18 protein-coding genes and 1 pseudogene are annotated in these 23,065 nt (G+C 69.8%); 8 read left to right on the forward strand and 11 right to left on the reverse strand.

From position 1 onward, the window contains the following. Window positions 1-91 precede the first annotated feature (91 nt). Together ABE487_RS13225 and ABE487_RS13230 are read left to right on the forward strand one after the other, a co-directional pair. Window positions 92-1,093 carry a glycosyltransferase family 2 protein gene (locus tag ABE487_RS13225; protein WP_346441625.1) on the forward strand — a complete coding sequence of 334 codons (1,002 nt, stop codon included), beginning with the start codon at window positions 92-94 and terminating at the stop codon, window positions 1,091-1,093. Next, entirely contained in the window at window positions 1,084-2,235 is a 1,152-nt protein-coding gene (locus tag ABE487_RS13230) for a glycosyltransferase (RefSeq protein WP_346452115.1), read from the forward strand. Before ABE487_RS13225 ends, ABE487_RS13230 begins: the two co-directional genes overlap by 10 nt. Before the next feature lie 77 nt (window positions 2,236-2,312). On the opposite strand, the gene galE is transcribed toward ABE487_RS13230, so the two are convergent. From galE to ABE487_RS13265, 7 genes and pseudogenes are all read right to left on the reverse strand, one after another. Then, window positions 2,313-3,290, reverse strand: a complete 978-nt coding sequence (galE, locus tag ABE487_RS13235) for a UDP-glucose 4-epimerase GalE (protein ID WP_346452907.1) — start codon at window positions 3,288-3,290, stop codon at window positions 2,313-2,315. 208 nt (window positions 3,291-3,498) lie between these two features. Then, a complete protein-coding gene (locus ABE487_RS13240; protein ID WP_346452113.1) occupies window positions 3,499-4,632 on the reverse strand; it encodes a PepSY-associated TM helix domain-containing protein in 1,134 nt (377 codons plus the stop codon). A gap of 4 nt (window positions 4,633-4,636) precedes the next feature. Further along, window positions 4,637-6,676 (reverse strand): annotated as a pseudogene (locus ABE487_RS13245) (TonB-dependent receptor); the annotation flags it as partial. A 174-nt stretch (window positions 6,677-6,850) separates the two neighbouring features. Then, the gene (locus ABE487_RS13250) at window positions 6,851-8,398 is read right to left on the reverse strand and encodes a PH domain-containing protein (RefSeq protein ID WP_346452112.1); all 1,548 of its coding nucleotides are present in this window, start codon (window positions 8,396-8,398) and stop codon (window positions 6,851-6,853) included. Further along, entirely contained in the window at window positions 8,385-8,951 is a 567-nt protein-coding gene (locus ABE487_RS13255; RefSeq protein WP_346452111.1) for a PH domain-containing protein, read from the reverse strand. The genes ABE487_RS13250 and ABE487_RS13255 overlap by 14 nt, the downstream gene beginning before the upstream one ends. Beyond that, entirely contained in the window at window positions 8,948-9,874 is a 927-nt protein-coding gene (locus ABE487_RS13260) for a lauroyl acyltransferase (RefSeq protein ID WP_346452110.1), read from the reverse strand. Before ABE487_RS13260 ends, ABE487_RS13255 begins: the two co-directional genes overlap by 4 nt. A gap of 68 nt (window positions 9,875-9,942) precedes the next feature. Continuing rightward, entirely contained in the window at window positions 9,943-10,800 is an 858-nt protein-coding gene (locus tag ABE487_RS13265; RefSeq protein ID WP_346441618.1) for an outer membrane protein assembly factor BamD, read from the reverse strand. Between the two features lie 88 nt (window positions 10,801-10,888). Between ABE487_RS13265 and rluD the strand changes: the two genes are divergently transcribed. Beyond that, entirely contained in the window at window positions 10,889-11,878 is a 990-nt protein-coding gene (gene rluD / locus ABE487_RS13270) for a 23S rRNA pseudouridine(1911/1915/1917) synthase RluD (RefSeq protein WP_346452109.1), read from the forward strand. After that, complete coding sequence (gene pgeF, locus ABE487_RS13275) at window positions 11,875-12,663, forward strand: peptidoglycan editing factor PgeF (RefSeq protein WP_346441616.1); 789 nt, start codon at window positions 11,875-11,877, stop codon at window positions 12,661-12,663. The genes rluD and pgeF overlap by 4 nt, the downstream gene beginning before the upstream one ends. A gap of 27 nt (window positions 12,664-12,690) precedes the next feature. Here pgeF and ABE487_RS13280 read toward each other — a convergent pair whose 3' ends face one another. After that, on the reverse strand, window positions 12,691-15,135 hold the full coding sequence (locus tag ABE487_RS13280) for a TonB-dependent receptor (RefSeq protein WP_346441615.1): 2,445 nt from the start codon (window positions 15,133-15,135) through the stop codon (window positions 12,691-12,693). 239 nt (window positions 15,136-15,374) lie between these two features. Here ABE487_RS13280 and ABE487_RS13285 point away from each other — a divergent pair, with 239 nt between their 5' ends. The 4 genes from ABE487_RS13285 (at window position 15,375) to gloA (ending at window position 18,979) form a co-directional block, all read left to right on the forward strand. After that, window positions 15,375-15,854, forward strand: a complete 480-nt coding sequence (locus ABE487_RS13285; protein WP_346447266.1) for a DUF3574 domain-containing protein — start codon at window positions 15,375-15,377, stop codon at window positions 15,852-15,854. Window positions 15,855-16,109: 255 nt separating this feature from the next. Continuing rightward, window positions 16,110-17,726 carry a hypothetical protein gene (locus ABE487_RS13290; RefSeq protein WP_346441613.1) on the forward strand — a complete coding sequence of 539 codons (1,617 nt, stop codon included), beginning with the start codon at window positions 16,110-16,112 and terminating at the stop codon, window positions 17,724-17,726. Window positions 17,727-17,779: 53 nt separating this feature from the next. Then, complete coding sequence (locus tag ABE487_RS13295) at window positions 17,780-18,334, forward strand: DUF4166 domain-containing protein (protein ID WP_346452108.1); 555 nt, start codon at window positions 17,780-17,782, stop codon at window positions 18,332-18,334. A gap of 111 nt (window positions 18,335-18,445) precedes the next feature. Next, complete coding sequence (gloA, locus tag ABE487_RS13300) at window positions 18,446-18,979, forward strand: lactoylglutathione lyase (RefSeq protein WP_346452107.1); 534 nt, start codon at window positions 18,446-18,448, stop codon at window positions 18,977-18,979. Between the two features lie 111 nt (window positions 18,980-19,090). Here the strand turns inward: gloA and otsA are convergent, their stop codons facing one another. From otsA to otsB, 3 genes are read right to left on the reverse strand one after another with little or no spacing between them, the layout of a single operon-like run. Beyond that, window positions 19,091-20,461: an alpha,alpha-trehalose-phosphate synthase (UDP-forming) gene (gene otsA / locus ABE487_RS13305; RefSeq protein ID WP_346452106.1), complete on the reverse strand. Its 1,371-nt coding sequence runs from the start codon at window positions 20,459-20,461 to the stop codon at window positions 19,091-19,093. Next, complete coding sequence (locus ABE487_RS13310) at window positions 20,458-22,248, reverse strand: glycoside hydrolase family 15 protein (protein WP_346452105.1); 1,791 nt, start codon at window positions 22,246-22,248, stop codon at window positions 20,458-20,460. Before ABE487_RS13310 ends, otsA begins: the two co-directional genes overlap by 4 nt. Further along, window positions 22,245-23,054, reverse strand: coding sequence for a trehalose-phosphatase (gene otsB / locus ABE487_RS13315; protein ID WP_346452104.1), 810 nt, complete (start codon window positions 23,052-23,054; stop codon window positions 22,245-22,247). The genes ABE487_RS13310 and otsB overlap by 4 nt, the downstream gene beginning before the upstream one ends. Between the last annotated feature and the right edge of the window lie 11 nt (window positions 23,055-23,065).

Genomic DNA, 23,065 nt, shown 5'->3' on the forward strand with positions numbered 1-23,065 from the left:
ATCTAAGCGTAGGCACGGTGCGGCGGCGGAGATATCGTCAATGCGACCGAGCCAATTTTGATCTGACACGTTCTCTCGCCGGACACTGCGCATGTCGAATCGCCCTTGGTTGAGCGTCCTCGTACCGTTCTACAACGTCGAGGCCTACCTTCGGGAGAGTATCGAGTCGGTACTCGCTCAGGATCCTGATGCCATCGGCGGTATCGAGGTCATCCTGTGCGACGACGCATCGCCCGACGGGTGTGCGGCAATTGCGGCCGAACTGGCGGCGCGCTATCCCACGCGGGTTGCGGTAGTGACGCACGAGCGCAATCGCGGCCTTTCGGCGGCGCGCAACACATTGCTGGCGCATGCGCGTGGCCGCTATGTGTGGCTCCTGGATTCGGATGACGTGATCCTGCCTGGGAGCCTGCACTCCCTGCGGTTGGCGGTCGACACGTCGCCGGACCTGGTGTTGTGCGATTACAGGCTACTGCGACAAAATTTCGGGCTACGTCACCGGTTGCGTGGCGAGTTGCATCGCAGTGCATTTTCCGGTCCGTCGCGCGGATCGTCCGGCGTCGATCGGGATACGCTCGTGACCGGCATTTTGGAAAGCAGGCAGTTACATGTATGGTCGAAGATCGCCCGACGCGAGGTCTGGCAGCGTGTGCACTTTCCGGAAGGGCGGACCTTCGAAGACATGGCGGTGCTGGGACAACTGATTGCGGGGGTCCGGACCTGGACGCACGTGGCCCAGCCCTGGATCGGTTACCGGCAGCGTGGCGGAAGCATCATGGCCACGATGGAGGCGCGAAAGACTCGTGATCTGCTCGCTTCGTTGTGCGAGCTGCATGCCGACCTGACGAGCCTGCCGGGCGGGCTTGGGCATGAAGCCGAGTTGGCCATCGATTACTTCAATCTCCGTACGTTCTCATCGCTGGCACGTAAGGTGCCGAAGGAGGACCGCGTGCTGGAGCAGGATTGTAAGCAGGCACTACGCCGTCTGTTTCCCAAAGGACCAGGTCATGCCTTGGCGGTTTGCCGGCTACGCGGATGGTGGCTGCGCGCGGCGCGTGCCCAGCACAGCTTGGTGTCGCGCGGATGGATGTGACGACGGTAGCCGCTCCCGTGCGAGTCCTTCATTTCGTCACCGGCGGCTTCTCGGGCGGGGCAACTCAGGTCGCCATCCAACTGGTGAACGCAGCCCGCGTAGAGGATCAGGTGGTCCCGCTGTTGGTGTTGCGTCGCAAGCGACGTACCGACCCGGCGCGGATCGCGGAGTTGCAAGCGGCAGGATTGCCGCTCGAGGTCGTGCCCGGCTGGTCACATGCCGCGACCATCTGGGCGTTGTTGGCGGTTTGTAAGCGGTTCCGTCCCGACGTGCTGGTCGCCCATGGGTTCAGCGAGCATCTGTGGGGTCGCTATGCCGGCCTGCTCGCGCGCGTGCCGCACCTGGTTCATGTTGAACACAACACCCGCGAGCGCTACAGCGCCTGGCGGCGCGCGCAGACTCGCTGGCTGGCGCAGCGCACGTCGCGAATCGTGGGTTGCTCGGAAGGCGTGCGTCAGGTGCTGCTGGAGATGGGCATGCCACCCGAGCGCACCATCGTCATCGAGAACGGCATTTCACTGGCGCCGTTTCGCGATGCGCCGACGCATCCGATCACAGACCGGGTGCCCGGAATCGTCATGGTCTCGCGACTGTCCAAGCAGAAGGACCACGCCACGCTTCTGCGTGCAGTCGCGCTGTTGCGCGAACGAGGGCTGCAGCCCCCCGTGCTGCTCGCTGGCGCCGGCAAGCCGCGCTACCGCCAATTGTTGCAAGGACTGGCCGGCGAGTTGGAACTCGATGGCCAAGTCCGCTTTCTCGGTCTGTGTCGCAATGTTCCCGAACTTTTGCTGGGTCATCGCATTGCGGTGCTGAGCACGCACTACGAAGGCATGCCGCTGGCGTTGATCGAGGGCATGGCGGCCGGATGCGCGGTGGTTGGCAGCGCGGTCCCGGGCGTGCGCGAGGTCATCGATGACGGACATGATGGTGTGCTCGTCGCACACGCCGATCCCGTCGCGCTGGCCGACGCGCTCGAGCGCCTGTTGCGCGACGATGCCTGGGCCGGTCGCCTTGGAGCGGCGGGACGAGCGCGGGCGTTCGAGGCGTACGGTCGCGAGCGGATGAACGCGCGCTACCAGGCTCTTTTCATCGCGCTGGCTGCCAGTGACACCGTGCAAACGACGCAAGACAGCGGCGGATAAGCCGTTCCGATCATCGGCATGCAGGACCGGGTAGCGGGATGATATGCGCGAGCCGCGGCCGCGGCTGCAGGGCGTTGTCAGGACGCAAAGCCCGGACCATCATGCCAGCGCCATGCGGTGGCCACGATGTCTTCGAGTCGGGTGTAGTCGGGTTGCCAGCCCAACTCACGCTGCGCAAGCGCGCTGGCCGCCACGAGCACCGCCGGATCGCCCGGACGTCGTGCGACGATGTCGATCGGCACCGGGAGGCCACCGACTCTTTCCACCGCCGCCACAACCTCGCGCACCGAGAAGCCCTGGCCATTGCCAAGATTGAACGCGTGCGCGCCGGCGTGCGCATCCATGTAGTCCAGCGCTTGCCAGTGGGCCTTGGCCAGGTCGTCGACATGGATGTAGTCGCGTACACAGGTTCCATCGGGCGTCGGCCAGTCGTCGCCGAAGATGCACAGGCGATTGCCGCCGCGCGCGGCAGCGATCGCGTTGGGGATGAGGTGGGTCTCGTGCGCATGGGCTTCGCCGATGGTCCCGTCCGGACTTGCGCCTGCGGCATTGAAGTAGCGCAGTGCGACCGAGCGCAGCCCATGGGCTTGGGCGACGTCGCGCAGGATACGCTCGACCATGAGTTTGCTGGCTCCGTAGGGATTGATCGGCAGGGTCGGGTGCGACTCATCGATCCGCGCGTGCACGGGCTCGCCGAACACCGCGGCCGTTGACGAGAACACGAGCCGTCCAATGCCGTGGTAGCGCATTGCGCGCAGGAGGTTGAGGGTGCCGACGACGTTGTTGTCGTAGTAGTCGAGAGGATGACGTACCGAATCGCCGACCAGCGAGCTTGCGCAGAAGTGCATGACGGCGTCGAAAGGGCCCTGTTCGAACGCTGCATCGAGTCCGGCGGGGTCGGCCAGATCGGCTTCGATCAACCGGACATGACGCGTTGCTTCGCGATGACCGGTCGACAGATTGTCGAGGATCGTGACCGGGATTCCGCGCGCGTGGAGCCATTTGGCCATATGGCTACCGATGTAGCCGGCACCGCCGCAGATCAGGATGGACATGGGGTCGCTCGGGGAAAAGGCGTCGGGGCGCGCCGGGTCGATGTGCCGCATGATACCGGCTCGGGTCGAGGCGACCGGGATGGCAATCGGACGTGTCAGGCCCAGAGTGCGGCACTGAGCATCGCCAGCCACAGCGCCAGCAACGCCAGCCACGCCCAGCGCCAGCGTCCCATCCCGCGCCAGGCGGTCCGCCAGGGGCCGGGCGGCGTCACGCCGGCCTCCGGCGCTGCGCAGCGCGCAGGGCGTCGGCCACACGCAGGCCGTAGAGGTAGACACCGGTTGCGCACAGCGCGGTCAGCATCGCGCCGAACACGCACCACAGCCAGCGCACCGGCCAGCCGCCGAAGGTGCCAAAGTGCAAGGGGTCGGCCAGTTCGGCGATGCGCTGGTGCAGGCCCATGTCGCGGCCGTCGCGCAGGCCGGCGACCGTGCCGTGGCGCAGATCGAAGCCGATCGCGTTCGCGCGGTCGCGGACCAGCCAGGCCTGCGCCTGGCCGTCGACCAGCAGCGATGCAGACGAGACCTCGTGCACGCCGCGGATCTGCAACTGCGGCCAGCGCCGCGCCGCGTCGGCGATCGCGTGGTCGATCGCTGCCGGATCGGCGGGCGCCGCGGCGGGGACCTCGGGCAGCGCGATCTTCGCCGCAGGTCCGGCATCGCCGCCGAGCGATTCGACCAGGTACCAGGCTCCGGTCAGCCCGATCAGTGCGATGAACCACAGGCTCCAGACACCGGCAAGACGATGCACATCGCCCCACAGCCGGCGCGGCCGGTCGCCGCGCGGCCAGGTCCCGAACCCGCGCCACCAGCGCTTGTAGATGACCAGGCTCGTGGCCAGCGAGAGCAGCAGTGGCAGCGACAGCGCCGCCACCAGTGGCACACCGATCTTCAACGGCAGCATCAGATGGCGATGGGTATTGCGCAGGATTCGCTGGGCATTGAACCAGGGCGTGTCGCCGGTCACCCGGCCGGTGGCCGGGTCGACCCAGACGAAGCGGCGCTCGCCATCGGGCAGGCGCATCACCGCGCGGGCAGCGAAGCGCGACGCGTGCGGCGCGGCCAGCGATTCGAGCGTCCACGCCGGATAGCTGCGCTGCACCGCGGCCACCAGCGTCCCCCAGCTCGCGTGCTGCGTGGACGGGGCCACCCGCGCCTCGGGGAAGATCAGCCAGTCGATTTCCTGCGATACCGTCGCCAAGGTGCCGGTCAGGCACACGAAGCCCATCAGCAGCGACAGCTTGAGTCCGACCCAGCTGTGCAGGTCGAACCACAGCCGTCGGCCGCTGGCCTTCTTCGTTGCGGCGGGCGGGCGCTGGCGGTGGGCGGGCGCGTCGGCGGGCATCGGCTCAGAACGTGTATGCGGCCTGCAGGTACAGCCGTCGCGGCTCGCCGGGGAAATGCCCGGTGCGTTCGGTGAAGCCGCTGGCCGCATAGACCTTGTCGAAGAGGTTCTTGACGTTGGCCTGGAACTTCCAGCGCTGCCAGTGCGTCTGCCAGCTCAGGTCGAAGACGGTATAGGGTTTGACCCGCTGGCCGTCCATGCTCAGGCGTTCGCCGGTGTGGTCCAGGCCGAAGCCGACCGCAGAGGCCAGTGCCGGCAGGTCGTACCGGGTCCAGAGCCCCAGCTTGTTGCGCGGCGCGTTGGCGAAGCGGTCCCCGGAAGCGTTGGTGATGCCGTTGCTGCCGGCGTCGATCACCCGCGCGTCGTTGTAGGCGTAGGCGATGTTGAGCACCCAATGCGCGGTCAAGTCGGCGAGCAGGTCGACCTCAACGCCTTCGCTGCGCACCAGGCCCAGCGGTGCGAGTTGGTTGACGCCATCGACCACGCCCCCCGTGGCCTGCACGATATTGCTGCGCTCGATGCGGTAGAGCGCGGTGCCGAGCGTCAGGCGGCCGTCGGCGAGCGCGGTCTTGAGGCCGGCCTCCCATTGGCGGCTGCGCTCGGCATCGAACGGGCCGCCGGCCGCCGGGTCCTGGTTGGACGTGGCCTGCGGGAGGAAGCCGCTGGCGACATTGGCATAGGCGTTGATGCCTTCGCGCAGCGTCACCGTGCTGCCCAGTCGCCAGCTCAGGTCGCTCCCCTTGATCCGGCTGCTGCCGATGCGGTTCTCGTCCTCGAAGCCGTCCCAGCGCAGCCCGGCGAGCACCTGCCAGCGCGGTGTGATCGCGATCTCGTCCTGGACGTAGCCGCCGTAACGCAGCCCGCGCGTGCGGGTGTTGCGCCAGGGCAGGGCGTCGAGGCCGTAGTCGAGGTACGAACTGCGTCCGTACCTGGGCGCGCGCAGGTCGATGCCCGGCACCGGGCCGGCACCGCGACGCAGGTCGGCGCTGTTGGCGGTCTGGGCGGCGAAGTCGGCATCCAGGCGGTAGCCGTCCGCCCCGAACAGCAGCGTGTGGCCGAGCGTGCCGGTCGAAAAGCGCCAGACCGCGTTGCCGGCCAAGGTGAGTCCGGTGTTGTCGCGCCATTGGTTGCGCAACTGCCGGGTCATCCATTCGGCGCGGCCGTCGCCGTCGCGGTCGATCAGTCCCATCGGCTCGTGGTAGATCTGGTGCTCGCTGTTCTCGAACCAGCGCGCCGCCAGGTCCACGTCCCAGTCCGCCGACGGCGAGGCGCGGTACTGCACCAGCGCTACCCGCGCGTCCATGTCCAGGAAGTCCGTGGCCTCGTTGTGGTTCCAGCGGCGATCGGTCAGGAAAACACCATCGTCGTCGACTGGCACGCCACGCAGGCGGTTGCCGCCCAGGTTCTGCTCGATGTCGGTCACCTGCAGCGTCAGTTCGCCGGTGTCGCCGATGTCGAAGGCGAGCGACGCGTCGCCGATCCGGCTCTCGCTGTCGGCGTTCCAGCGCACGCCCTCGTCACCGTCGGCGTGCACGCCAACCCGGTAGCGCACACGGTCGGACAGCGGGCCGGTCGCCTCGAGCGAACCGGCAGCGAAGGCGGCATTGCCGGCCGCCAGTTCGACCCGGCGCAATGCGCGGCGTTGCGGCTTGCGGGTCACGTAATTGATGATGCCGCCGGGCTCGCCGCCGCCGTAGAGCGCGCCGGCCGGTCCCTTGAGCACTTCCAGCCGCTCGATGTTGAACAACTGCGGTACCGAGAAGCCCGCGTAGGGGTCGCCACGCAGCCCGTCGTAGAGCACGTTCTCCTGGCGGAAGCCGCGCAAGGTGACGCCGGCGTAGCTGAAGAAACTCACCCCGCTGATGCTGCGGTACAGGTCGGTGACCTCGTAGGCCGCCTGGTCGTCGATCAGCTCGCGCGGCAACACCTGGACAGAGACCGGGACCTGCGACAGCGGCGTGCCGGTACGGGTCGCGACCGCAGCGTCGTCGCTGCGATAGAGCGCTTGTGCGCGGCCGACGACGCGCACCGCGTCGAGATCGGTGGCCTGCGGCGGCTCGGCCGCAACGGCGATGGACGGCGCGGTCAGGGCGGCGATCAGCCACTTGGCCAATGGGCGGAGCGAGGAGGATGAAAGCATGGGGCGCCTGAGGTAACAGAATGCAGTCGCCCATTATAAATGACATTCATTCTCATTTAAACGACCTGCAACAACGCGCTACCAGCGCAGCGGTCGCCGGGCGATCTCGCGCGACAGCGCCGCATGCAGGCGTTCGGCCTCGGCAAGCGGAACGAAGCGCACCCGCAGCTGCGGTGCCAGGGGCTGCGCGCCGGCGGTGTCGAGCCACAGCGAGGCCATGCCGGTCCATCGGTCCATCGGCGACTGACGCAGCTCCACCGCCTGCAGCTTGCCGATCTCGGCAAAGCGCCAGTGCCGACGCCACCACCCCTCGCGTACGGCGACCATCGCGGTATCGATCGCGTAGCCGGCGCGGGCCGCATGTCGATGCGCGACGAACGCCGACCACGGCAGCCACAGCAGGCCGAGCAGGCCCCAGCGGCCGAAGAACCAGCCCAGTACCCCGCACAGCACGGTGGTCGGCAGCCACGCGCCGAGCGCCAGCCGCAGCCAGGCCCGGCGATGCAGCGGCCGCCAGTGCGTCGGCGGCCAACTGGCGAGCGCCGCAACATCGCGGACGATCGCGTCGCAGGCCGCGGCCGTCGCGATCGGCGCCAGCGCATCGAGCACGCGGCCGTCCTGCTGCCCCTGGCCATCGCTGCCGCGCGCACTGGCCGTGTCGATCTCCAGCGTGCGCCGCGCGAACAATCGATGCAGCACGCCTTCGCGCAGCGTCCAGGCCTGGATGCGCCGGCGCGGCACCGAACTGCGCGACCGGCTCAGCAGGCCGCGCTCGACGGTCAGCCGCCGTCCCTGCCGCTGCAGCCGGAAGCCGTGGTAGCGCACCAGCGCCAGCACCACCGAGAACGCGCGGATCGCCAGCAGCGCCAGTGCCACTGCGCCGGCCAGCACCAGGGTCTTCGCCATCCAGGTTGCGGCGAAGGTGTTGGCGTAGCCGAAGGCCTCGCGCCCGCCCTCAAAGAGCCAGCGGCCGGCGGTGCGGTCGGGCAGCGCCTGGAACGCGAGCGCCAGCGCACCGGCGACGACGATCATGCCGCGATTGGAGATCAACCCGAGCTTGACGACCTCGGCCGTCGACAGCGCGAGCAGCGTGTCGCCGGGCGCAGCCATCGATGCCGGCTGCGGCGCGCCCGGATCGCTCCGGCCACGGTCGCGGATCAGTTGCTCCAGCGCCAGCGCGTCGGGCAGGCGCAGCACCCGCATCTGCGCCTCGGGACGGGTGCCGCCGGCCGACTCGAGCCGGACCTCGGCCACGCCGACCAGGCGATGCAGCAGCGACTGGTGGACCGCGACGTTGTGGATGCGCGAATAGGGGATCTGGCGCACGCTGCGCTCGAGCAGCCCGCTGCGCACGACCAAGCGATCATCGGCAATGCGGTAGCGGAACGTCAGGTACTGCCACACCGACACCGCGACCAGCGCGCCGATGCCGATCAGCGGCAGCCACGCCGGGCCGTCGTCGGCGCGCCGGCCGGCGACCAGCAGCACGATCAGCGGCACGATGAACTGGCGCAGGTTCTGCAACAGCACGAACAGCCATGAGGCCGGATGCAGCCGGCGCTCGGCATCGTCGGGCCTCGCCGCAGGGGGAAGCGGCGGCAACGGCGGCGGCTCAGGCGTCGTCATGGTCGTCGTCACGCGCCGCGCGTGCGGCCAGCGCATCGCGCAACCGCTCGGCCTGGGCGTGCGCCAAGCCCGACAGCGCTACCGCGCTGTTGCGGGTGCCGGCCGTGTGCACGGTCAGCGTCGACAGGCCGAACGCGCGCTCCAGTGGGCCGCGCCGGATGTCCAGGTGCTGCACGCGGTTGCCCGGCACGCGCACGTCGCTGCGCCACAGGTGCCCGCGGCGGATGCCCAGGCCGTCGTCGTCGAGCCGCCAGCGCGTGCGCAGCCAGCGCCGCCGTGCGATCCACACCGTCCATGCCGGCAGCAGCACCAGCGCGCCAGCGTGTGCCGCCAGCGAGAGCGGCGAGCGTCCGAACGTGAGCAGTCCCGGCACCAGCAGGGCCGCCAGCGGCAGCAGCGTGCCGATCAGCGCGGTGATCGTCGATAGCGTGCGTGCGGGAACCGGCAGCGGCTGCCAGACGCCAACGTCGACCGGGGGGGCGGGCTCTGCGACGGATGTCGGCGGCGACGGCGCGGCCGCTGCGTCGTCGCGGCCCTCGGTCGGCAGGGTCATCGGCGGCGCTCCAGATCGAGATAGGGGTTGTCGTCGTGCGAACCCGACGGCCGCGCCTTGTAGCGCTTGTAGGTCCACTGGTACTGCGCCGGGTCGCGTCGGGCGATGTGCTCGACGCCGACGTTGAGCGCAGCGGTGGCGCGCGGCACGTCGGCATCGGCGATACCCTCGGGCGCCGGTTCGATGCGCAGTGCGAACCCGGGGCCATCGCCGAGGCGCTCGCAGTAGGCGTAGAGCACGGTCGCGCCGGTGCGTTCGGCCAGCCGCGGCACCAGCGTCATCGTCAGCGCCGGCAGACCGAAGAACGGCACGAACTCGCCGTCGCCGGCCTTGGGCTGCTGATCGGGCAGGATCCCGGCCACGCCGCCGTCGCGCAGCGTCTTCCACAACTGGCGCACCGCCGGACCCTCGGCGCGCACCTGGGTCACGCGGGTAGCGTCGCCGACGCGCGCACGCACCAGCCGCAGGAAGGCTTCGCCGACTGCCGATTCGGGGGCGCGGTAGAGGATCGAGATTGACGTGCGCGCGGCCAGCCACTGGTTGAGCAGCTCCCAGTTGCCGTAGTGCGGCGCGACGACGATCAGGCCCCGGCCCGAGGCGAGCGCGGCATCGAACAACCCGACGCCGTGCTGCTCGCGGATCATGCGCAGGTTGCGCGCCGGATGTCGTGTCCACAGCCGTAGTGTCTCGAGCGTCTGCAGCGCGGTGGTGCGCAGCACCGCATGCCAAAGTGCCTTGCGCTCATCGGGCGAGAGCTCGGGATAGGCGAGTTCGAGGTTGCGCAGCGCGACGCGGCTTTCGCGGATCGCGAACGTGCGGCCGAGGACTGCAGAAGCTGCAGCGATCACGCGCTGCACGATGTGCGGCAGCAGACCGACCAGCGTGGCGAGCAGGTACAGCAGGCGGGCGAGGAAGACGGGCATCCGGGGAGTTTAAGCGCCTGGGCCCGACCCGAACGAAGAACGCCGCCCTGGGGGGCGGCGTGGTGTCGTCAGTCGCGGTCGCTGTCGATCGCAGTGCGCTCGGTCGCGAACGGGTTGAGGCGACGGATGCGCCAGGGCTCGTTCGGCCAGGAGCCGGTCAGATACGGGTGATCGGGTTCGTTGCGCTCCAGCACACGGCGCGCGTCGGCCGAGAGGGTGTCGTTGCCGAGCCGGTCGTAGGCGAGCGCGAGCACGGCGATGGCGTCGTTCTGGTACTCGCTCTGCGGATAGGTCTCCAGCAGATAGGTCGCCCGCTCGGTCGCGGCGACGTACGCGCCGCGGCGCAGGTAGTACAGCGAGGTCTCGATCTCGTGGCGCGCGAACAGATTGCGCAGCGCGACCATGCGCTGGCGCGCGTCGGCGGCATAGCGGCTGTTGGGGAAGCGCTCGGTGACGGTGTTGAAGTCGGCGTAGGCCTGGTTGGGCGAGGCCAGGTCGCGGCGGCTGCTGTCCAGGCTCCACACACGCTGCAGGAACACCGTGTCGCGGTTGGAGTTCACCAGCCCGCGCAGGTAGTACAGGTAGGCGATGTTGCGGTGCGTGGGATACGTGCGGATGAAGCGGTCGATGCTGGAGATCGCTTCCTCGTTGTTGCCCATCTTGTACTGCGCGTAGGCGATCTCGATCAGCGCCTGCTCGGTGTGCGGCCCATAGGGGTACTGCGCGACCAGGCGGCGGAACGTCGTCGCCGCGTTGCTCCAGTTGCCCATGCGCATCGACGCGTGGCCCTTGTCGTAGAGCTCGGTGACCGGCACGCCCTCGTTCTCGTCGTCCTTGGTCTTGCCGCGGGAACAGCCGGTGGCGACCAGCACGGCCAGCAGCAGGCACACCAGGGCGCGGGTCGTCAATGCAAGGCGTGGGGTCATGGAGGCAATGGGCGGTCGGGGCACGAAGCGCGGATAATACCAGTCCGGGCCCCGTGCCCGTCGCCCACGCCTGAATCCGAGCCGTCCAATGCAGCCAGCCTCCAGCGACCTTCCCGACCAGCGCACCGCCAAGGTGCCCGATGCCGCCGCGGGACGCCGATTCGACGCGGTCCTGGCCGAACTGTTCCCGCAGTTCTCGCGCTCCCGCCTCACCACCTGGATCAAGGCCGGCGATGTCCTGCTCGACGGCGCCGTGCCGCGCCCGCGCGACCCGGTCGTCGGCGGCGAGATCGTCCGCCTGAACGTCGTCCTCGACGTCCAGACCGAGGCGCTGCCGCAGGACATCCCCTTGTCGGTGCTGTACGAGGACGACCAGGTGTTCGTGATCGACAAGCCCGCCGGCCTGGTCGTGCATCCGGGCGCCGGCAACCCCGATGGCACGCTGGTCAACGCGTTGCTGTTCCGCGACCCGTCGCTGACCGCGCTGCCGCGCGCGGGCATCGTCCACCGGCTGGACAAGGACACCTCGGGGGTGATGGTCGTCGCGCGCACGCTCGAGGCGCATAACGCGCTGGTCGAGCAGCTCTCGGCGCGCGACGTGCACCGCCAGTACCTGGCGGTCGTGGTCGGCGCGCTGGTCTCGGGCGGTACGGCCGATGCGCCGATCGACCGGCACCCGCGCGATCGCCTGCGCATGGCCGTGCGCGAGGATGGCCGTGAGGCGGTCACTCACTATCGCCTGCGCGAGCGGTTCCGCGCGCACACCGCGCTCGAGTGCCGGCTCGAGACCGGCCGCACCCACCAGATCCGCGTGCATATGGCGCATCTGCGCCATCCGATCCTCGGCGACCCGCTGTACGGCGGTGCGCTGAAGCTGCCCAAGGGCGCGTCGGAGGAGACCGCGTCGATGCTGCGCGGCTTCCGCCGTCAGGCGCTGCATGCCGAGACGCTGGCGTTCCGCCATCCCACGACCGGCGAGGCCGTGCGCTGCAGCGCACCGCTGCCGGCCGACATGCAGGCCCTGCTCAAGGCGTTGCGTGCCGATGCCGCAGCGCACGGCGACCTGGCGCGCCGATGAGCGCCTGGCTGCCCGCCGATTGGCCCGCGCCGCCGGGCGTGCGCGCCGGGACCACGCTGCGCCATGGCGCCGGCGCGTCACCGCCGCCGTTCGACCAGTTCAATCTGGGCAACCGCTATTCGCCCGACGGCGACGACCCGGCGGTCGTCGACCGCAACCGCGCCGCGCTGGTGCGGCTGCTCGCGCTGCCGTCGCCGCCGCACTGGCTGCGGCAGGTGCATGGCACCACAGTGCTGCGTTTCGACGCGCCGGGCGCGGGCGCTGCCTCGCCCGACGCCGAGCCTGAAGCCGATGCGGCGGTGACCTCGGTGCCCGGCACCGTGCTGGCGATCCTGACCGCCGACTGCCTGCCGGTGGTGTTCGCCGCCGACGATGGCCGCGAGGTCGCCGCCGCGCACGCGGGCTGGCGCGGCCTGGCGGCCGGGGTGCTCGAGCGCACGCTCGGCGCGATGCGCACGCCGCCCGACCGCGTGCGCGCCTGGCTGGGGCCGGCGGCGGGGCCGCAGGCCTATGAAGTCGGGGCCGAGGTGTACGACGCCTTCGTGGGGCCGGACGCGGGCACGGCGGCGGCCTTCGTCGCCACCCGGCCTGGACACTGGCGGGTCGACCTGTTCGCGCTGGCGCGCCGCCGGCTGATCGCTGCCGGCCTGCGGCCCGGCGCGCTGCACGGGGGCGGACGCTGCACGATCTCCGAACCGTCCGCGTTCTTCTCCCACCGGCGAGACGGCCGTAGCGGCCGGATCGCGACGCTGGCCTGGATCGATGGGCCGCCGCCCGCGGCGTGACGCACGCTCAGCAACGGCGCGGTCGGGTCAGAACGTGTAGCGCACGCGGGTGTACCAATAGGCGCCGTTGCTGCCGATGGGCGAGAGCACGTCGTAGGGCAGGTTGCCGAAGTAGAAGATGTCCTCGTTCGACAGGTCCGGGTACTCGTCGGTGATGTTCTGGCCGCCCAGCGCAAGCGTCCAGCGCTGGGCCAGGCGCAGTTCGACCTCGGCGTCGAGCTGCCATTGCGCGCCGTAGACCTGCTCGGGCTCATGGCCGCCGCCGAAGTTGAACACCCGTTTGGCGCTGCCGTGGCGCTGAACGCGCGCGAGCAGGTTCCAGCGGTCGTCGCGCCAGGTCGCGGTGAACTGGCCGCGGGTGCGCGGCGCGGCGTCGGTCAGCGTGTTGCGCTCCTCGACGCCGAACAGCACGTAGTCCGGGTCCAGCGCGGCGAGTTGCTGCGGCGTGGCGACGATGTTGCGCAGCTCGGTCTTGGCGTAGCTCCAGGCCCCGGTCAGGTGCAGTTGGCCGCCGGCGAGCGCGTCGCGCCAATTGGCGACCAGCTCGGCACCGCGGGTCCGGGTGTCGGCGGCGTTGACGAAGAACTGCGCGCTCTGGATCCGCGCGACATCGAAGTTGGCATCGACGAACGCGGTCAACGCATCGCCGGTGATCGCTTCCGACAGCGCGATGCGGTCGTCGATCTCGATCTGGAACAGGTCCAGGGCCATGTCGAAGCGCCGGCCGATGCGGCTGGTGAAGCCCAGACTGGCGTTGATCGACGTCTCCGGCGACAGGTCGGTCGCGCCCAGTGCGCGCGCGATCGGGTTGTTCACCGACAGCAGCCGGCCCTGCACGATCTGGCCAGCGGCGTTGTAGCCGGTGCTGGTGGACTCGTAGCCGGTCTGCGCCAGCGCCGGCGCGCGGACGTTGTTCGACAGCGCGCCGCGCAGCGCGAACGCCGGCGCGAACTCGTAGCGCGCGGCCAGCCGCCCGGTCAGTTCGCCGCCGAAGTCGTCGTAGTTCTCGTAGCGCACCGCGACATCGGTCGCCAGGCGCTCGCCGAAGCTGCTGGCCAGGCTGGCGTAGAGGCTGGCGACGTCGCGGTCGAGGTCGGCCTCGTCCTGCGGCGTCAGCCCGCCGCCGGCCTGCGAGCCGGCCGGCCGGTCGGCGTACGGGCCGACCGCATAGCTCGCCGGGTCGCCGGCGCCGGTCTCGTAGCGCTCGGTGCGCAGTTCCAGGCCCGCGGCGACGGTGTGGTAGTCGGTGAACGTCTCGAAGCCGCGGCTGAGGTCGAGGTTGAGCAGGCGCTGCGAGAACGCGTAGTCGCCAGTGCGGAAGCGCGTCGGGCTGCCGGGCCCGAGCGAAGCGTTGATCGAGTCGCGCAGGCGGTACGTGAACTCGTTGCGGCCGTGATTGAGGCTGGCGTCGACCTGCCACTCGCCCCACTGGCCGCGCACGCCCGCGACCGCGCCGATATCGAGATTTTCGCCGATCGAGACCGGCCGGAAGCCGTCGGGATAGACCTGCGGCCAGTTCGCCTTGCCGTCGGGGTAGCGGTAGTAGTTCGCGCCTTCGGTATCGCGCTGGTGGTAGGTGCCGAAGCCATACAGCGTCGCCGTCTCGCCGATCGGCACTTCGGTGTTGAACCAGCCGTTGAGATCCTGCGACGCGCCATCGCCCAGGTGGTAGTTGCGCCGACCCTGCACCGTGAGGTTGGCCTCCGTCTGGTCCCACGGCGGCACCTGGTCGAAGCCCGCGCGGTTGGTGGCCTCGCGGTTGCGGGCCTCCAGGCCCACGCGCAGGAAGCCCTCGTCGCCGAGCGCGGTGCCGACCTTGGCGCTGACAAAGCTGGTCTGGCCGTCGGTGAGCGTGCGCCCGATCGGCGCCAGGTCGGTGTGGTGCAGGCCATAGCTGGCCTCGAACGCACCGCCATCTGCCGCGTCGTCGAGAATCACATTGACCACGCCTGCGACCGCGTCCGACCCGTACTGCGCGCCGGCGCCGTCGCGCAGGACCTCGATGCGCGCGATCGCTGAAACCGGGATCGCGTTGAAGTCCACCGGTGTGGCGCCGCGACCGATCTTCGAGCCGGTGCTCACCAGTGCCGAGGTGTGCCTGCGCTTGCCGTTGATCAGCACCAGCACCTGATCGGGCGAAAGGCCGCGCAGTTGCGCGGCGCGCACGTGATCGGCGCCGCCGGAGTTGGACTGGCGCGGAAAGTTGAACGACGGCAGCAGTGTCTGCAGCGCGCTGCCCAACTCGCCGCCGGCCACGCCCGCCCGGCGCAGGTCCTGCGCGTCGAGCACGTCGATCGGCGAGGTCGATTCGAGCACGGTGCGGTCGGCGGCGCGGGTGCCGGTGACGATCACCGCGTCGAGCCGCGTGGCGCCATCGGCGTCGGCCGTCTGCGCGGCGGCCGGCGCGCAGATCACACACGCGATCGCCAGGGCCAGCGGGGCGGGGGGACGACGGACGGACGGACGACGCATGCGGACTCCTGGCGCGGGGCGGGTAAGGGGTGGCTCCGGAGCCGTCGCGGGCGGGGAGAGGGACGCGCGCGAGGCCCGGCGCCGATGGCCGTGCGTGCAGCGACGGCCAGGGCCGCATTAGGCCCGTCGTACGATCCATGCGTCCATCTGCATAAAGCGATACAGTGTTGCGGCGCCGCAACAATTGCGGACGCGCCAGTGCCTAGGATGGCGCTCTTCCTTCGTCGATGCCGATCGCCATGCCGTCTGAGTTGCGCTCCACCGTTCCGTTGCTCGTCGCGTTGTCGCTGGTTGCCTGCGCGAGCGCCCCCGTGCCTGCCGGCGCGCCAAGGCAGGGCGTGACTGCCGCCTATCAGGGCGATGCGACGCGCCCCGCGGAGGGCCGCGGCTGGCTGCGCACCGAACTGTATTTCGCCACCGGGCGTTGGGAGGCCGACGCCGATGAGACGGCCGCCGCCGAGCGGCGCTGGCTGGATTTCCTCGATCGCGAGGTCTCGCCCCGGTTCCCGGCCGGTCTGAGCGTCGTCGACGTCTACGGCCAGTGGCTGCCGCCGGGCAGCAACACGCCCAGCCGGCTGCGCTCCAAGGAGCTGGTGGTCCTGCATGCCGATACCCCGGAAGCCGCGGCGTCGATCGAGGCGATCCGGTTGGCGTGGAAGCGCGAGACCGGACACTTGTCGGTGCTGCGCTCGCAGTTGCATGCCGACGTGTCGTTCTGACCCCATCTCCTCCGTCCCCAGATCCCGCCATGTCGCTCGAGCGCATCTGTCATCTGCGCCGCTCCATCCTTCAACGATTCGCGCCGGCACTCGCCGGCGCGCTGCGAAGTGCTGAAGATCGTCCCGCCCGATGGCTCGCGGCGCGCCGAGGTGGGCAATCGGCGGGAGGCGCGGCGCCGTCGCGTGTGACGCCTGGTGCTGTCACGTCCGGCCTTCGCAGAAACGCCGGGATCGATGTCCAATACCGGAATCCGTATGGCTTCTTCCCCGCGCACGCCCCCTGACGCCCGGCCCCGCTGGTTCGTCCCCGGCGACATCAACGGCTTCTTCGGCCTCGTCGTCGATAACCTCTCGATTCTGGGGTTCATCGCCGCGGCGCTGGTCGGGATTTTCGGGGTGCCGGCCGACATCGTGTTCGGACGCATGTTCCCGGGCACCGCGTTCGGCGTGCTGGTCGGCAACCTGATGTACACGGCGATGGCGCGGCGTCTGGCGCAACGTAGCGGCCGCGACGATGTCACCGCGATGCCACTCGGCCTCGACGCGCCGACCAGCATTGGCATGGCGCTGCTGGTGCTCGGTCCTGCGTTTCTCGCGTTCCGCCAGCAGGGCATGGACGCCGAGGCCGCCGGCATCGCGACCTGGCAGCTCGGCATGGCGTCGCTGGTCGTCATGGGCGTACTGAAATGCTTGCTGTCGTTTGCCGGCGACTGGATCACCCGGGTCGTGCCGCGCGCAGCGCTGCTGGGCTCGATCGGCGGTGCGGCGTTGATGTTGCTCGGCTTCCTGCCACTGATCGAGACCCTGCGCTCGCCCGTCGCGGGCTTTGCGACACTGGGGCTGCTGCTGTACGTGCTCGTCGCCCGCGGACCGGTGCCGTTCCGCCTGCCGGGTGTGCCGTTCGCGCTGCTGGTCGGGCTGGTGCTGTACTACGGGCTCGGGCTGTCGGGCCTGTCGCCGGGGTTCGCCGTGCCCGACGTCACCTGGCCTGCACCCGCCTGGCCGTGGCCGAACCTGGGCTTCGTCACCGGACTGCCGACCACACTGCCGTACCTGTCGCTGCTGCTGCCGTTCGGCCTGCTGATGGTGGTCGGCGGGATCAACGTCAGCGAAAGTGCGCGCGCGGCCGGCGATGACTACCGCACGCGCGATGTCTTGCTGGTGGAGGCGGTGTCCACGCTGGTCGCCGGCGTCTGTGGTGGGGTCGCGCAGACCACGCCCTATATCGGCCAGCCTGCTTACAAGCACATGGGGGCACGCAGCGGTTACACGCTGCTGACCGGACTGTTCATCGGCCTGGGCGGCGTGCTCGGGCTGGTCTCGGGGTTGGTGCAGTGGCTGCCGGTGGCGGTGCTGGCACCGATCATCGTGTTCGTCGGCATCGACATCACCGTGCAGGCGTTTCACAGCACGAGGCGCGAGCACGCGATCGCAGTGTCGCTGGCTTTCCTGCCGGCCATCGCCTACCTGCTCAACATCAAGTTCGGCAATCCGGCGTGGATCGATCCCGAACGCATGGCTGCGCTGTACGCGCAGCTCGATGCCGGCCACGGACTGCCGGAGATGGCGACCATCGTCGTGCTCGGCAACGGCTTCATCATCACCGCGATGCTGTGGGCGACGACCCTGGTCGCGCTGGTCGATTGGCGCCCGGCCACTGCCGTGGCGACACTGCTGCTGGCCGCGGTTGCGACCCTGTTCGGGGTGATCCATTCGGTGCACCCGGCCGGTGCGCTGGTCCTGCCTTGGCAGCTGGAGGGGCTGCGCCAGGCGATCGCATTCCAGTTCGCGGCCGCGTATGCGGCCCTGGCGGTGGCGTTCGGTCTGCTCGGCCTGCAGCGACGACCGCCCGCGGCTGTCGATCCGGGCTGATCGCCGGGCGCGCAAGCGCTATTCTGCGCGCCCGATCCGTTCCAGGCCGCGCGATGGTGCCGACGCTGTTCCAGACCCTGCTCGGCGCCGCGTTCTTCCGGATGCCCGATGCGCTGCGTACGCTGCATGGCGCGCGCGGGCATGCGCGGCATGTCGGCGCGATGACGATCGAGCGCAGTCGGGGACGCCTGGCGCGACTGTGCGCGCGCCTGGCTGCCGTGCCGGGCGCTGCCACGGACGCGGCGCTGACCCTGGACTGCACGACCGGGCCACGCGGGGAGATCTGGCTGCGCGAACTGGACACCACGCCGCGACGAGGCCAGGCGCGTTGGCGGCTGTGGCATCGCGACGGCCAATTGCGGCTGCGCCGTGGCGCCCTGCACCTACGCTGCGTGCTGCACCACCACGACGGGACGCTGTACTGGAACGTGGTCGGGGCGCGCGTGCTCGGCGTGCTGCCGCTGCCGGCGCGCCTGCTGGCGGACGTGCGCGGCAACGAGCGCGAGGACGACGGGCGCTGTGTGTTCGAGGTCGAAGCGGTGCTGCCATTGGTCGGCCCGGTCTTCCGCGCTCGCGGCTGGCTGCAACCGGAGACCGGCGAGGGGTGATGGCGGCCGGGGCGGGCGCATGGGGCCGCGACGCAGCGTTGCGCGTCATGCCCGCAGGCGAGTCGCCGATCACCGATAATGGCGCACCCGCCATTTCGGAAAAGCCGTGCCATGACCGCACAGACCCGTGCCGCACTCGCCCAGGTCCCCGGTGTCGCCGCCGAACGCGATCGCGCGACGTGCGAGTTCGTCTTCAACCACACGATGCTGCGGGTCAAGGATCCGGTCGCATCGCTGGACTTCTACACCCGCGTACTCGGCTTCACCCTCGCGCGCAAGGTGGATTTCCCCGAGGCGAAGTTCTCGCTGTACTTCCTGGTGCTGATCGACGACGCCGAGGCCCTCCCCGACGACGACGAAGCGCGCCGTCAGTGGCTGGCGCAGCAGCGCGGCGTGCTCGAGTTGACCCACAACCACGGCACCGAACACCAGGACGGCCCGGTCTACCACGACGGCAATCGCGACCCGCGCGGCTTCGGCCATATCTGCGTCAGCGTGCCCGATATCCGCGCCGCCTGCGCGCGATTCGAGGCGCTGGAGGTCCCGTTCCAGAAGCGGCTGAGCGACGGCAGTATGCGCTCGATCGCCTTCATCAAGGACCCGGACGGCTACTGGGTCGAGATCATCCAGCCCGCCCCTCTTTGAACCAAGCCGGGCTCCCAAAACCGGGGTCAGAGTCGCTTTTCACGCGGCAACGCCTGAGGGCGTCGACCAACTCGCAGGAAAAGCGACTCTGACCCCGGTTTTGGACCCGGGTTAGCGGGTCTGTTGGAGTCGGTCGAGAAAGTCGCGGCGCCAGGCGTGGATGTCGTAGCTGGAGATGCGCTGCATCATCGATTGCCAGCGTTCGCGGCGTTCGTCCAGCGGCATCTTCAACGCGGCGGCGATCGCATCGGCGACGCCGTCGCTGTCGAAGGGGTTGATCAGCAGGGCCCCGTCGAGCTCGCGTGCGGCGCCGGCGAAGATCGACAGCACCAGCGCGCCGGGGTCCTGGGGATCCTGGGACGCGACGTATTCCTTGGCAACCAGGTTCATGCCGTCGCGCAGTGGGGTGACCAGGCCGATGCGCGCCAGGCGGTAGAAGCCGGCCAGCGTCGCGTGCGGGTAGGTGCGATTGACGTAGCGCATCGGCGTCCAGTCGGGGTCGGCATGGGCGCCGTTGATGTGGCCGGCGTACTGCTCCAGTTCGCGGCGCAGGGCGCGGTAGCTGGCGACACCACCGCGCGAGACCGGGGCGATCTGCAGATAGGTCAGCTGTCCGCGCAGGTCGGTGTGCTTGTCGAGCACGCGCTCGAAGGCGCGGAAGCGCTCGGGCAGGCCCTTGGAATAGTCGAGGCGGTCCACGCCGATCGCCAGCACGCGACCGGTGAGGCTGGCCTGCATCCGGCGCACGGCCGGGTTGCGTGAGGCGTTGGCCGCCAGCGTCGCGATCGCCGAGGCGTCGATGCCGATCGGGAAGGCGTCGGCCTGGAAGCTGCGCCCGTCGTGGTCGCGCAGCGTCCCGCGCGCTGCCACGCTGCCGCCGCGGAACAGGCGGATGTAGTCCTGGAACCGCTCCAGGTCGCGTTCGGTCTGGAAGCCGACCAGGTCGTAGGCCGCCAGTGCACCGAACGTCTTCTCGTGGTGCGGCAGCCCGGCGACGATGTCGGCCGACGGAAACGGCACATGCAGGAAGAAACCGATGCGCGCGCGCACGCCGCGCCGGCGCAGTTCCTGCGCCAGTGGCAGCAGGTGATAGTCGTGGACCCAGACGATGTCCTCGTCGCGGATCTCCTTGGCCAGCTTCTCGGCGAACAGCGCATTGACGCCGCGGTAGGCGGCCTGGGTCATCGCGTTGTAGTCGACCAGGTCCAGCCGGAAATGCAGCAGCGGCCACAGCGTGCGGTTGGAGAAGCCGTTGTAGTAGCCCTCGTAGTCCTCGCGCGACAGATCGATCGTCAGGTAGTCGATGTTGTCGTGGGTGGCGCGGTGCAGTTCCCCCGAGTGTGCGCGCGCGACCTTGCCGCTCCAGCCGAACCACAGGCCGCCGGCCTCCTTGAGCGCGGCGTCGAGCGCGGTTGCTAGGCCGCCGTTCTGGTCCGAGTCCGGCAGCGCCACCCGGTTGGAGACGACGACCAGGCGGCTCATGCTGCCTCCTGCCAGGAACGCGACAGCCGCATCGCCGCCATGATCAGGCCCACATGCGAGTAGGTCTGCGGGAAGTTGCCCCAGGCCTCGCCATCCTCGAACGACATGTCCTCCGACAACAGGCCCAGGTGGTTGCGACGTGCGAGCATGGTCTCGAACAGGCTGCGCGCCTCGTGTTGGCGTCCGATCGAGGCGAGTGCGTCGATGTACCAGAACGTGCAGATCGTGAAACTGGTCTCCGGTGCACCGAAATCGTCGGGCACGACGTAGCGGAACAGGCCGTCGCCGTGGCGCAGCGTTCGCCCGATCGCATCGACGGTGGCGACAAAGCGCGGATCCTCGGGCGATACGAAGCCCAGGTCGGCGAGCAGCAGCAGCGAGGCGTCGAGGCGATCGCCGCCGAAGGCGTCGGCGAAGTGACCGAGTTCTCCATTCCAGGCCTCGGCCAGGATGCGGGTGCGCATCGTGTCAGCGCGCTTGCGCCAGTGCGTGGCGCGCGCGTCCAGGCCGAGCTGCACCGCGATCCGCGCCAGCCGGTCGGAGGCCGCCCAACACATCGCGCTGGAATAGGTGTGCACGTGGGCCTTGCCGCGGAATTCCCACAGGCCGGCATCGGGCTGGTCGTAGAGCTTCCAGGCCAGGTCGCCCAGCGGTTCGAGCTTGGCGAACGTCGCTGTATCGCCTGGATGCTCGAGGCGGCGGTCGAAGAACAATTGGGCCGAGGCCAGCACGACACTGCCGTAGGTATCGTGCTGGCGCTGCACATAGGCCAGGTTGCCGCGGCGCACCGGGCCCATGCCGCGGTAGCCGGCCAGCGCCGGCATCTCCTCCTCGGTCAGCTCGTGCGCGTAGTCGATGCCGTAGACCGGCTGCATGTCGCCGTCGTCGCTAACCGCCAGGTTGAAGATGTAGCGGATGTACTCCTCCATCGTCCGGGTCGCGCCCAGGCGATTGAGCGTGCGTACGACGAACGCCGCGTCGCGCAGCCAGCAGTAGCGGTAGTCCCAGTTGCGCGCAGTGCCCGGTGCCTCGGGGATCGAGGTGGTCATCGCGGCGATGATGCCGCCGCTGTCCTCGTACTGGCACAGCTTGAGGGTGATCGCGCTGCGGATCACCGCCTCCTGGAAGTCGAGCGGGATCGACAGGTAGCGCACCCACTCGCGCCAGTAATCGGTGGTGCGATGCAGGGCGTCGCGGACGAACTCGGCGATCGGCTGGGTCAGTGTTTCGTCCGGGCCCATCACGAAGTGCAGGTCGCGATCGAGCACGAACGGCAGGCCCTCGCGCAGCAGCCGGATCGGCATGTCGGTGGTCGCGCGCAGCGCGAAGTCCCGAAGCAGGAACCGGATGTGGTTGCTGCCCCAGGTGCTCTCGGGCGTACGCGCACCCCAGTCGGCGAGCGGACGCAGCAGCACGCGGATGCGCGGGCTGCCCGAGAGCAGGCGGACCCGGCGCGTCAACATGACCGGGCGGTAGAACCGCCCGTGCTGGCGCCAGCGCGGCGCGAAGTCGAGGATCTCGATCGAAGCGCCATGGCGGTCGTAGAGCACGGTGCGCAGGATCGCGGTGTTCTCGATGTAGCGCTGCTCGCTGCGCGCGAAGTCGTCGAGCTCGATCGACCAATCGCCGTGGCCGGTTTTGGGCGAGAGCAGCGCACAGAACGCCGGATCGCCGTCGAAGGCCGGCAGGCACGACCAGACCAACCGGCCCCTGGCGTCGAACAGCGCGCCGAAGCTGCCGTTGCCGACGAGGCCCAGGTCGAGGGTGGCGGTGTCGGCTGGCGTCATCGGGAGATCTCCGTAGGCAGGGCGGGAAGCGGGGCGGGCACGCCGAGCCAGCGGTGGACCTGGGCCGGGTCGGCCAGCGCGAACTGGGCGGCCGACGCGGTGCGGTCGCCGACCAGGACGCTGATGCCGCCGCGGGCGTTGACCGCGGCGAAGCCCGTCTCGTCGGTCAGGTCGTCGCCGGCGAACACCGGGCGGCGGCCGGCGAACGGCGGCTCTTCAAGGAAGGCAAGGATCGCACTGCCCTTGTCGGCGTGCTCGGGGCGCAGTTCGACGACGTGGTCGCCGGGTTGGAGTTGATAGCCGGGCAGCCGCGGCAGCATCGCCTCGGCGAAGCCGCGCAGCGCGATCTCCGCCTGCGGCGCGGCGCGCCAGTGCAGGCCGAGCGCCGCGCCTTTGTCTTCGATCACCGCGCCAGGATAGCTGCGAGCGACGACAACGGCCTCGTCGCGGATCGCCGCGAGCGCGGCGGGCGACGGCGCGCCGTGGGTGGCGCCGTCCGCGCACCGCCGCTCGACGCCGTGCAGGCCTGCGGCCGTGAACCACTCGGGCGCGAACAAATGATCGAGCGTTGCCAGGCTGCGTCCGCTGACCAGAGCCAGCGCGCCGCCCAGCGAGGCGCGCAACGCACTCAGGCGCGCGAGCAGGGGCGGAGGTACCGAGACCGCGTCGGGTCGTTCTGCGAATGGCAACAGACAACCGTCGACGTCGAGAAACAGCGCCCAGTCGTCGGCCGGTGGCGGCGGTGGTCCGCGATGCGGTGCGGAAGATGAGGGCGAGGGTGTGGCGGCTTCCAGTGATTGGCGCATTGCAGCATGAT

Source organism: Luteimonas sp. TWI596 (assembly GCF_039674105.1).
GTDB lineage: Bacteria > Pseudomonadota > Gammaproteobacteria > Xanthomonadales > Xanthomonadaceae > Luteimonas.